General features: G+C 71.6%; 10 protein-coding genes. 8 read left to right on the forward strand and 2 right to left on the reverse strand.

Annotated features, from left to right (window positions below):
• Positions 1 to 20 precede the first annotated feature (20 nt).
• Genes Q392_RS13465 through pcaF form a run of 4 tightly spaced genes read left to right on the forward strand, consistent with a single transcriptional unit; the run spans position 21 to position 3,174 of the window.
• Positions 21 to 299 carry an acyl carrier protein gene (locus Q392_RS13465; protein ID WP_038208105.1) on the forward strand — a complete coding sequence of 93 codons (279 nt, stop codon included), beginning with the start codon at positions 21 to 23 and terminating at the stop codon, positions 297 to 299.
• On the forward strand, positions 296 to 1,522 hold the full coding sequence (locus Q392_RS13470) for a beta-ketoacyl-[acyl-carrier-protein] synthase family protein (protein ID WP_038208108.1): 1,227 nt from the start codon (positions 296 to 298) through the stop codon (positions 1,520 to 1,522). Before Q392_RS13465 ends, Q392_RS13470 begins: the two co-directional genes overlap by 4 nt.
• Positions 1,522 to 1,911, forward strand: coding sequence for a DUF4189 domain-containing protein (locus Q392_RS13475; protein WP_038208111.1), 390 nt, complete (start codon positions 1,522 to 1,524; stop codon positions 1,909 to 1,911). Before Q392_RS13470 ends, Q392_RS13475 begins: the two co-directional genes overlap by 1 nt.
• Positions 1,912 to 1,965: 54 nt before the next feature.
• Positions 1,966 to 3,174, forward strand: a complete 1,209-nt coding sequence (gene pcaF / locus Q392_RS13480; protein ID WP_038208114.1) for a 3-oxoadipyl-CoA thiolase — start codon at positions 1,966 to 1,968, stop codon at positions 3,172 to 3,174.
• Positions 3,175 to 3,241: 67 nt separating this feature from the next.
• Here the strand turns inward: pcaF and Q392_RS13485 are convergent, their stop codons facing one another.
• The gene (locus tag Q392_RS13485; RefSeq protein WP_038208116.1) at positions 3,242 to 3,760 is read right to left on the reverse strand and encodes a MarR family transcriptional regulator; all 519 of its coding nucleotides are present in this window, start codon (positions 3,758 to 3,760) and stop codon (positions 3,242 to 3,244) included.
• Between the two features lie 131 nt (positions 3,761 to 3,891).
• Between Q392_RS13485 and badH the strand changes: the two genes are divergently transcribed.
• Genes badH through aliA form a run of 4 tightly spaced genes read left to right on the forward strand, consistent with a single transcriptional unit; the run spans position 3,892 to position 8,303 of the window.
• A complete protein-coding gene (badH, locus tag Q392_RS13490) occupies positions 3,892 to 4,659 on the forward strand; it encodes a 2-hydroxycyclohexanecarboxyl-CoA dehydrogenase (RefSeq protein ID WP_038208119.1) in 768 nt (255 codons plus the stop codon).
• A 34-nt stretch (positions 4,660 to 4,693) separates the two neighbouring features.
• Positions 4,694 to 5,476 (forward strand): 2-ketocyclohexanecarboxyl-CoA hydrolase, encoded by a 783-nt coding sequence (gene badI, locus Q392_RS13495; protein ID WP_038208122.1) that lies wholly within the window; start codon positions 4,694 to 4,696, stop codon positions 5,474 to 5,476.
• 9 nt (positions 5,477 to 5,485) lie between these two features.
• Positions 5,486 to 6,637 carry a cyclohexanecarboxyl-CoA dehydrogenase gene (aliB, locus tag Q392_RS13500; protein WP_038208125.1) on the forward strand — a complete coding sequence of 384 codons (1,152 nt, stop codon included), beginning with the start codon at positions 5,486 to 5,488 and terminating at the stop codon, positions 6,635 to 6,637.
• Between the two features lie 31 nt (positions 6,638 to 6,668).
• Positions 6,669 to 8,303 (forward strand): cyclohexanecarboxylate-CoA ligase, encoded by a 1,635-nt coding sequence (gene aliA, locus Q392_RS13505; RefSeq protein WP_038208128.1) that lies wholly within the window; start codon positions 6,669 to 6,671, stop codon positions 8,301 to 8,303.
• 16 nt (positions 8,304 to 8,319) lie between these two features.
• Here aliA and Q392_RS13510 read toward each other — a convergent pair.
• Positions 8,320 to 8,634 (reverse strand): transposase (locus Q392_RS13510; RefSeq protein WP_157007989.1); only part of this gene is annotated, 315 nt, incomplete at its 5' end.

Genomic DNA, 8,634 nt, shown 5'->3' on the forward strand with positions numbered 1-8,634 from the left:
AGACGACAACACAGCCGCCCATGAGTTCTTCGCTGAAGGAATTGCAGGACCTGATCCAGGAGAAGTACGGCATCGATCCCGCCACGCTCGACCCGAACGAGTCCATGCGCGACAAGGGCTTCGATTCGCTGGCGCTGGTGGAATTCCTGTTCGAGATCGAGGACCGCCTGAAGATCTCGCTGCCCGACCCCGACCCGAGCATCGAGACGCTGGCCGGCCTGGCCGCCGTGGTGGACCGCGTGCGCGCCCAGCAGGCCGACGCCGGCGAGCCGGCCGCCGACGCCTCCGCCGCCTCGTGAGCGCGGTCGCCGTCACCGGGCTGGGCGTGGTCTCGCCGCACGGCGAGGACCCGCAGGCCCTGTTCGACGCCCTGCTGCGCGGCGAGTCAGCCGTGCGGCCCATCTTCCCCGAACTGGCGAAGCCTGCCGCCGCCGCGACCGTGGCCTTCGACGAATCGCGCTGGTTCACCAGGCTGCAGCTCGCGGGCGTGGACCGCGTGAGCCAGATGGCCGTGGCCGCCGCCGACCTGGCCGTGAAGGACGCCGGCGGCCTGCACGGCGCCGCGCCGGAGCGCGTCGGCGTCTTCGGCGGCTGCGGCATGGGCGGCGCCGTGGCGCTGGAGGCCGCCTACCGCAGCGGCATGGCCACCGGCGCCGGCCGCGTGCCGCCGCTGACGGTGCCGGCCTTCATGCCCAACGCGCCGGCCTCGCACGTCGCCATGCGGCAGCAGGCGCGGGGGCCGGTGTTCACCTACTCGGTGGCCTGCGCCTCCTCGGCCGTGGCCATCGCCGAGGCGGCCAAGGCGGTGCAGCGCGGAGAGGTGGACGTCGCCATCGCCGGCGGCAGCGAGGCACTGATCGTGCCCGGCGTGGTGATGGCCTGGCAGGCCATGCAGACGCTGGCGGCCTTTCCGGCCGGCGACGCGCAGGCCGCGGCCACCGCCGTCAGGCCCTTCGCGGCCGACCGCAGCGGCTTCGCGCTGGGGGAGGGCGCGGCCTTCCTGGTGCTCGAATCCGAGGCCCGGGCGAAGGCGCGCGGCGCCCGCGCCCACGCGCTGCTGGCCGGCTGGGGCCACAGCTGCGACGCCACCCACCTGACCAAGCCCGAGGCCGCCGGCCAGGCGCGCGCGCTGCGCATGGCGCTGGATGCCGCGGGGCTGGCGCCGGCCGAGGTCGGCTACTGCAATGCGCACGGCACCGCCACCAAGATCGGCGACCCGATCGAGCGCGACGCCCTCGCGCTGGCGTGGGGCGGCGACCTGGACCGGCTGAAGGTCAGCTCCACCAAGGCGCTGCACGGCCACCTGCTGGGCGCCGCCGGCGCGCTGGAGGCGGTGATCACCGTGCTGGCGCTGGCGAAGCGCCGACTGCCGCCCAACGCGCACTGCGACGCGCCCGACGCCGCCTGCGCGCTGAACCTGGTGCGGCCCGGCGCCGTCGGCGCGCCGGACCTGGAGGCGGCCGTGAGCAGCTCCTTCGCCTTCGGCGGCAGCAACGCCGTGCTCGTCTTCCGGCGGGCGTGATGCGAAGCCGCCTGCTGCTCGGCACATGCGCGGCGGCCCTGGGCGCCGCCGCCTTCGCCGCCGCTGCGCAGCAGCCGAGCTGGGGCGCCATCGCCAGCGCCTATCCGGCCTGGGGCTATGCCTACGAGCACCCCACGCGCGAGGCCGCCGAGCGCGAGGCGCGCGCCCAGTGCGAGCGCGCCGGCCGGCGGCGCGGCGCCTCGTGCGAGGTGCGCGTGACCTTCGAGCGGACCTGCGGCGCCATGGCGCAGGGCAACTACGGCGAGTGGGGCGTGGCGACCGCGTCCACCGCGGCCGAGGCCGCTCGCGCTGCCGCGCGGCAGTGCGACAACCACCTGCCCACCGAGCCCTGCCGGGTCGTGGTGCGGGCCTGCTCGCCGGGTGGATGATCGAGCCCTGGCCGGCGCGTGCCGCCAGAACACCGAATTTCAAGGAGAGCTTCCATGACCACCCTCGACGCCTTCATCTGCGACGCCGTTCGCACCCCCTTCGGCCGCTACGGCGGGGCGCTTGCCAGCGTGCGCACCGACGACCTGGGCGCCGTGCCGATCAAGGCGCTGATGGAGCGCAACAAGGAGGTGGACTGGCAGGCCGTGACCGACGTGATCTACGGCTGCGCCAACCAGGCCGGCGAAGACAACCGCAACGTGGCGCGCATGGCCGCGCTGCTGGCCGGGTTGCCCATCGAGGTGCCCGGCGCCACCGTCAACCGCCTGTGCGGCTCGGGCCTGGACGCCGTGGGCAGCGCCGCGCGGGCCATCAAGGCCGGCGAGGCGCAGCTGATGATCGCCGGCGGCGTCGAGAGCATGAGCCGCGCGCCCTTCGTCATGCCCAAGGCCGAGAGCGCCTTCAGCCGCGCCAACGCCGTGTACGACACCACCATCGGCTGGCGTTTCGTCAACAAGCGGATGTTGGCGCAGTACGGCGTCGATTCGATGCCCGAGACGGCGGAGAACGTGGCCACCGACCACAAGATCGAGCGCGAGGCGCAGGACCGCATGGCCCTGGCCAGCCAGCAGCGGGCGGTGGCGGCGCAAAAGCGCGGCTTCTTCGACGCCGAGATCGTGCCGGTGAGCATCCCGCAGAAGAAGGGCGACCCGGTGGTGGTGAGCAAGGACGAGCACCCGCGCGACACCAGCCTGGAGGCGCTGGCCAGGCTCAAGGGCGTGGTGCGCCCGGACGGCACGGTGACGGCGGGCAACGCCAGCGGGGTGAACGACGGGGCCTGCGCGCTCTTGATCGCCGGGGAGCAGGCGGCGACGAAGCACGGCCTGAAGCCCAGGGCCCGCATCGTGGGCATGGCCACGGCGGGCGTGGCGCCGCGGGTGATGGGCATCGGGCCGGCGCCGGCGACCGAGAAGGTGCTGGCGCTCACGGGGCTGAAGCTGGAGCAGATCGACGTGATCGAGCTGAACGAGGCGTTCGCGGCGCAGGGGCTGGCGGTGCTGCGGATGCTGGGGCTGAAGGACGAGGACCCGCGGGTGAACATCAACGGCGGGGCCATCGCGCTGGGGCATCCGCTGGGCGCCAGCGGGGCGCGGCTGGCGACCACGGCGGTGAACCAGCTGCACAGCGGCGGCGGGCGCTACGCGCTGTGCACCATGTGCATCGGGGTGGGGCAGGGCATCGCGCTGATCCTCGAGAAGGTCTGAGTTTTCTTCCCCTTCCCGTCGGCCGCAGCGTCCCGAGGCGCTGCGGCCGATGTCTTTTCCGCGGCGGTCAGGCCTCCTCGGCTTCCACGCCCTCGCCGCCGCCCTGCGCCTCGTCCACCTTCTGCATGTTCTCCAGCAGCTTGAGCAGGTAGTGCAGGCTGTGCGTGGTGTCGTTGATCGAGAAGCCCTCCAGCACCTGCGCGTAGTAGGCGTGGATCTTGGGCAGCGCCTGCTGCTGCCATAGCTGCCGCCCCTCGGGCGTCATCGAGACGATGCGCGCGCGCCGGTCGCGTGCGTCCTGCGCCATGCGCACCCGGCCGTCGCGCTCCATGCGGCCGATCAGCCCCGAGAGGTTCTGCCGGCTCACCTTCAGGTAGCGCGCCAGCTCGCCCACGCTCATCCCCGCGCCGGCCTCTTCCCGCGAGAGCGCGCCCAGCACCGCCCACTGCTGCGTGGTCAGCCCTTCGGCTTCCACGGCGCGCGTCCCGGTTTTATGCAACATATTTGCACATTGGTACAGCCTGAAGAACAGGCGGTTGGCGAGTGCCATGCGCGCTTTTTCATCGTTTTCATTAGGGAAAACCATAAAAGTATCCGTTCACGAAGCAGAGGGTCGAAGGCTTGCGAAAAGCCATTTAAGACAATATATTGTCATATATCGGATCGGCGGAGGCCGCCGATCCATGGACGATAGCAAGCACGCCAGGAGAGATTTGCATGCAGCGATTTGAAGACAGGACCGTGGTCGTCACCGGCGGCGGCGGCGGCATCGGCGGCGCAGCCTGCCGGCGCTTCGCCCGCGAGGGCGCGAAGGTGGCGGTGTTCGACCTGAACGAGGAGGCCGCCGCGCAGGTGGCCGGGCAGATCCGCGAAGCGGGCGGCCGCGCCGAGGCCGTGCGCTGCGACATCACCGACCGCGCCAGCGTCGATGCCGCGGTGGCGCAGGCGCAGGCCCGGCTCGGCGCCATCGACGTGCTGGTCAACAACGCCGGCTGGGACGTGTTCAAGCCGTTCACCAGGACCACGTCCGCCGACTGGGAGCGGCTCGTCGCCGTCAACCTGACCGGCGCCCTGCACATGCATCACGCGGTGCTGCCGGGCATGGCGGCGCGCAAGGCGGGCCGCATCGTCAACATCGCCTCCGACGCGGCGCGCGTGGGCTCCTCGGGCGAGGCGGTGTACGCCGCCTGCAAGGGCGGGCTGGTGGCGCTGTCGAAGACGCTGGCGCGCGAGCACGCGCGCCACGGCATCACCGTCAACGTGGTGTGCCCCGGCCCCACCGACACGGCCCTGTTCGCCGACTACAGGGAAGGCGCGGGCAACCCCGAGAAGCTGATGGAGGCCTTCACCCGCTCCATCCCGCTGGGCCGCATCGGCCAGCCGGAGGACCTGCCGGGCGCCATCGCCTTCTTCGCCAGCGACGACGCGGCCTTCGTCACCGGGCAGGTGCTGTCCGTGTCGGGCGGCCTGACGATGGCCGGCTGACCTTCCCCGCATCGACATCCAAGGAGAGATCGACATGGACTTCGAGGACATCCTCTACGAGGTGCGCAACCGCGTGGCCTGGATCACCATCAACCGGCCCGAGAAGCTGAACGCCTTCCGCGGCACGACCTGCGACGAGCTGATCAAGGCGCTGAACCGGGCCGGCTACGACCGCGAGGTGGGCTGCATCGTGCTGGCCGGCGCCGGCGACAGGGCCTTCTGCACCGGCGGCGACCAGTCGGCGCACGACGGCAACTACGACGGCCGCGGCACCATCGGCCTGCCGATGGAGGAGCTGCACACCGCCATCCGCGACGTGCCCAAGCCGGTCATCGCCCGCGTGCAGGGCTACGCCATCGGCGGCGGCAACGTGCTGTGCACGATCTGCGACCTGACCATCTGCTCCGAGAAGGCCGTCTTCGGCCAGGCCGGGCCGAAGATGGGATCGGTGGACCCCGGCTACGGCACCGCCTTCCTGGCCCGCGTGGTCGGCGAGAAGAAGGCGCGCGAGATCTGGTACCTGTGCCGCCGCTACAGCGGCCAGGAAGCGGTGGCGATGGGGCTGGCCAACGTCTGCGTGCCGCCCGAGAAGCTGGACGAGACGGTGCAGCAGTGGGCCGAGGAGATCTGCGAGAAGAGCCCCACCGCCATCGCCATCGCCAAGCGCAGCTTCAACATGGACACGGCGCACCAGTCGGGCATCGCCGGCATGGGCATGTACGCGCTCAAGCTGTTCTACGACACCGACGAGTCGCGCGAGGGCGTGAATGCGCTCAAGGACAAGCGCAAGCCCGAGTTCCGCAAGTACGCGAAGTAGGGGCCGGGCATGAACCCGTACATCGACGAGGACCTCGCAGCCATCGGCGAGCAGGCCCGCCGCTTCGCCGCCGCCCGGGTGGCGCCCGGCTTCCAGGAACGCGACCGCAGCCGTGTGCTGGACCGCGCGCTGATGCGCGAGATGGGCGAGATGGGCTTCATCGCGCCCGAACTGCCCGAGGACGCGGGCGGCCAGGGCCTGGGCTGCCTGGCGGCCGGCGTGATCCACGAGGAGATCGCGCGCGCGGACCTGTCGATCAGCTACATCAACCTGCTGGCCTCGCTGAACGGGCAGATCCTCGCCGAGCACGGCCGGCCCGAGGTGGCGCGCCCGTGGCTGAACAGGCTCACCCGCGGCGAGGCGCTGCTGGCCATCGCCCTGACCGAGCCGCGCGGCGGCTCCGACGCCGCCAACCTGCGCTTGAAGGTCGAGCGCGTGGGCGGCCACTACGTGCTCAACGGCGAGAAGACCTCGATCTCTGCGGCAGACCAGTGCGACGCGGCGGTGGTGTTCGGGCGCACCGGTCCGATCGAGTCGCAGGCGCACGGCGTCACCGCGCTGCTGGTGCCGATGGACCTGCCCGGCATCACACGCAACCGCTTCGACTGCCACGGCCAGCGCGCCATCGGCCGCGGCTCGCTGTTCTTCGAGAACGTCAGGGTGCCGGTGGACCACCGCCTGGGCGACGAGAACAAGGGCTTCGTGCAGGTGATGCAGGGCTTCGACTTCTCGCGCGCGCTGATCGGGCTGCAGGTGCTGGCGGTGGCGCGCGTGGCGTTGGAGGAGACGTGGGCGCACGTCGCCCAGCGCGAGGCCTTCGGCCGGCCGCTGTCGGCCTTCCAGGGCGTGTCGCATCCGCTGGCCGACTTCGATACGCAGGTCGAGGCGGCACGCCTGCTGTGCCTGCAGGCGCTGTGGCTGAAGGACCGCGGCCTGCCGCACAGCGCCGAGGCCGCCATGTGCAAGTGGTGGGCGCCGAAGCTGGCCTACGACACGGTGCACCAGTGCCTGCTGATGTTCGGCCACGGCGGCTACGACCGCGGGCCGATGGAGCAGCGCCTGCGCGACGTGCTGGGCTTCCAGATCGGCGACGGCACGGCCCAGATCATGAAGACCGTCATCGCCCGCGCGCGCGCGGGGCGCGAGGCGGTGCCGATCTGAACGACACACCAACGAGAGGAGACGAGACACCATGGACTTCGATGCCATCCTGCTGCCACCCCGCCGCGCCGCCAGCGTCGCGCAGGGGCTGTGGGCCGACCGCACCATCAACGACGAGCTCGACGCCTGCGTCGCCTCGTGTCCGGACAGGATGGCGCTCGCGGCGCTGCGCGCCGAAGGCGGCGAGGACCGCCGCTTCACCTACCGCGAACTCGCTGCCATGGCCGACCGCGTGGCCGTGGGCCTGCATCGCCTGGGCGTGCGCCGGGGCGACGTGGTCGCCATGCAGCTGCCCAACGGCTGGCGCTTCACGGCGCTGTACCTGGCCTGTTCGCGCATCGGCGCGGTGCTCAACCCGCTGATGCCGATCTTCCGCGAGCGCGAACTGGGCTTCATGCTGCGCCACGGTGAGGCCAGGGTGCTGGTGGTGCCCAAGGTCTTCCGCGGCTTCGACCACGAGGCGATGGCGCGCGGCCTGCAGAAGGAGCTTCCGCTGCTGCAGCACGTGCTGGTGGTCGGCGGCGGTGGCGCCGACGACTTCGACGCACTGCTCGCCGCGCCGGCGTGGGAGAAGGAGGCCGACGCGGCCGCCATCCTCGCCGGCAGCCGCCCCGGGCCGGACGACGTCACGCAGCTCATCTACACCTCGGGCACCACCGGCGAGCCCAAGGGCGTGATGCACAGCGCCAACACGCTGATGGCCAACATCGTCCCCTACGCCGAGCGGCTGCACCTGGGCGCCGGCGACGTGATCCTGATGGCCTCGCCGATGGCGCACCAGACCGGCTTCATGTATGGCCTGATGATGCCGGTCATGCTGCGCGCGCCGGCCGTGCTGCTGGACCTGTGGGACCCGGCACGCGCCGCGCAGGCGGTGCGCGAGGAGGGCGTCACCTTCACCATGGCCTCCACGCCCTTCCTGACCGACCTCACGCGGCAGGTGCGCGAGAGCGGCCGGCCGGTGCCCACGCTGCGCACCTTCCTGTGTGCCGGCGCACCCATCCCCGGGCCGCTGGTGGAACAGGCGCGCGAGGTGCTGGGCACCAAGATCGTCTCCGCCTGGGGCATGACGGAGAACGGCGCCGTCACGCTGATCCGGCCCGAGGACGACGACGAGCGCGCCTTCACCACCGACGGCTGCCCGCTGCGCGGCGTGGCGCTGAAGGTGGCCGACGAGGCGGGCGCCGAGCTGCCGCGCGGCGAGGTGGGTCGGCTGCTGGTGCGCGCCGCCTCCAACTTCGGCGGCTACCTCAAGCGCCCGCAGTGGAACGGCACCGACGCCGAAGGCTGGTTCGACACCGGCGACCTGGCGCGCATGGACGAGGCGGGCTACATCCGCATCAGCGGGCGCAGCAAGGACGTGATCATCCGCGGCGGCGAGAACATCCCGGTCTTCGAGATCGAGTCGCTGCTGTACCGGCACCCGGCGGTGGCGCAGGTGGCCATCGTCGCCTATCCCGACGAGCGCCTGGGCGAGCGCGCCTGCGCCGTGGTGGTGCCCAGGGCCGGCCAGGCCATCGACCTGCCGGAGGTGGTGCGCTTCCTCAAGGAGCAGAAGGTGGCGGTGCAGTACATCCCCGAGCGGCTCGAGCTGCGCGAGGCGATGCCGGCCACGCCCTCCGGAAAGATCCAGAAGTTCAGGCTGCGCGAGGAGCTGAAGGCCTGAGCAACCGTCTTGCTCGTCAAGCGCAATGCATAGTCGAATCCCACATCGAGCCATGTTTGGCGATGGCGTTGAGCATCGTCAGCAGCTTGCGCATGCAGGCGACCAGGGCGACCTTCTTGCGCTTGCCGGCCATCAGCAGGCGCTCGTAGCACGCCTTGAGCGCCGGGTTGTACCGCACTGCCGTGAGGGTGGCCATGTACAGCGTTCGTCGCACATCGGCGCGCCCACCCCAGATGCAACGCTGCCCGCGCATCTGGCCGGAGTCGCGATTCAAAGGCGCCACGCCCACCAGCGCGGCGATGCGGCGCCGGTCGAGCTTGCCCAACTCGGG

Origin of the sequence: Xenophilus azovorans DSM 13620 (assembly GCF_000745855.1) — a bacterium.
Taxonomy (GTDB): Bacteria; Pseudomonadota; Gammaproteobacteria; order Burkholderiales; family Burkholderiaceae_C; genus Xenophilus; species Xenophilus azovorans.

What these genes read in the sequence shown, in the direction of transcription:
- Q392_RS13485 (WP_038208116.1), bottom strand. Translation starts at nt 3,760, where the DNA reads ATGGTTTTCCCTAATGAAAACGATGAAAAAGCGCGCATGGCACTCGCC.
- badI (WP_038208122.1), top strand. Translation starts at nt 4,694, where the DNA reads ATGGACTTCGAGGACATCCTCTACGAGGTGCGCAACCGCGTGGCCTGG.
- aliB (WP_038208125.1), top strand. Translation starts at nt 5,486, where the DNA reads ATGAACCCGTACATCGACGAGGACCTCGCAGCCATCGGCGAGCAGGCC.
- pcaF (WP_038208114.1), top strand. Translation starts at nt 1,966, where the DNA reads ATGACCACCCTCGACGCCTTCATCTGCGACGCCGTTCGCACCCCCTTC.
- Q392_RS13465 (WP_038208105.1), top strand. Translation starts at nt 21, where the DNA reads ATGAGTTCTTCGCTGAAGGAATTGCAGGACCTGATCCAGGAGAAGTAC.
- badH (WP_038208119.1), top strand. Translation starts at nt 3,892, where the DNA reads ATGCAGCGATTTGAAGACAGGACCGTGGTCGTCACCGGCGGCGGCGGC.
- Q392_RS13475 (WP_038208111.1), top strand. Translation starts at nt 1,522, where the DNA reads ATGCGAAGCCGCCTGCTGCTCGGCACATGCGCGGCGGCCCTGGGCGCC.
- aliA (WP_038208128.1), top strand. Translation starts at nt 6,669, where the DNA reads ATGGACTTCGATGCCATCCTGCTGCCACCCCGCCGCGCCGCCAGCGTC.